Source organism: Micromonospora sp. NPDC050495 (assembly GCF_040655175.1).
In the GTDB taxonomy this organism is placed as follows: domain Bacteria; phylum Actinomycetota; class Actinomycetes; order Mycobacteriales; family Micromonosporaceae; genus Micromonospora.
In genome coordinates, this window is the sequence record NZ_JBFAJK010000134.1 from 1 (window position 1) to 1,028 (window position 1,028).

General features: G+C 66.2%; 1 protein-coding gene. It reads left to right on the top strand.

Features of this window, described 5'->3' with window-relative positions; all coding sequences use genetic code 11:
* Positions 1-237: 237 nt before the first annotated feature.
* Positions 238-1,028: low temperature requirement protein A (locus AB0I11_RS34440; RefSeq protein WP_357330132.1), on the top strand; the 791-nt coding region annotated here is incomplete at its 3' end.

The following is a 1,028-nucleotide window of genomic DNA, read 5'->3' on the forward strand; positions in this document are numbered from 1 at the left end:
CCGGGGCCCTGAGCGGGCATGACGCTCGATTCAGACTCACCCAAACTGCTTGACCCACCCGCCACGCCGCGTCAGCTCGTCACTCGTTGCGAGAACCCTGGGCATCGTCTTGTCGGCACCGGGAGGCGCGGCAGCATGGTACGACTGCTTCAACGCTGCCACGAAGCCGACAGAACGGGCGAGCCGATGACGACGAGCAGGGCGGGCGAGCTGATGCGCGCGCCTGAGGATCCGCAGATGGCAACGTTCCTGGAACTGTTCTACGACCTGGCGTTTGTCTTCGCGCTCACCCAACTCTCGCACGCGCTGATCCAGGATCTCACCTGGAGCGGCGCCTTCCAGACGCTGTTGCTGCTGCTGACATTGTGGCGGGTCTGGTTCAACACGGCGTGGATAACCGACAGGTTCGACCCGCGACACCTGGCGATACAGCTGCTGGTCATCGCGACTTTGGTGGGCACCCTAGTGATCGCGATCGCGTTGCCCGACGCGTTCGGCAGGCAGGGCCTGGTCTTCGCAGGGGTATTCGTCGCCCTATTCATCGGCACGAACATCTTCCTTGTGACCGCCCTGCGGGGCCACGCACCGCGGCGCACCTCCGCGCGGATACTGTTCTGGTACGCCGTGACCGCGGTGCCGTGGATCGTCGGGGCGCTCTCGCACGGGACGGCGCGTGTGGCGCTGTGGACACTCGCGGTGGCCTTGGACTACGCCGCATACGCGCTTTACTACCCCACGCCGAGGATCGGCCGCACGCCCCCGTCGGATTTGCCGGCCATGGCCGAACACCTGTCCGAACGCTACCGGCAGTTCTATATCATCGCGCTCGGCGAGTTGATCCTGGTCACCGGACTGGCGCTTCGCGGCACCGCCTTCACGCCCGACCGGACCGCAGCGTTCCTCGTGACGATCGCCACCACCGTGCTGCTGTGGCGGATCTACATCTACCGCGCCGGGGAACTGGCGGCCGCAGCCATCAAAACGGCCCCCGACGCGGCCCGCCTTGCCGGATCGACGTCATACGCCCA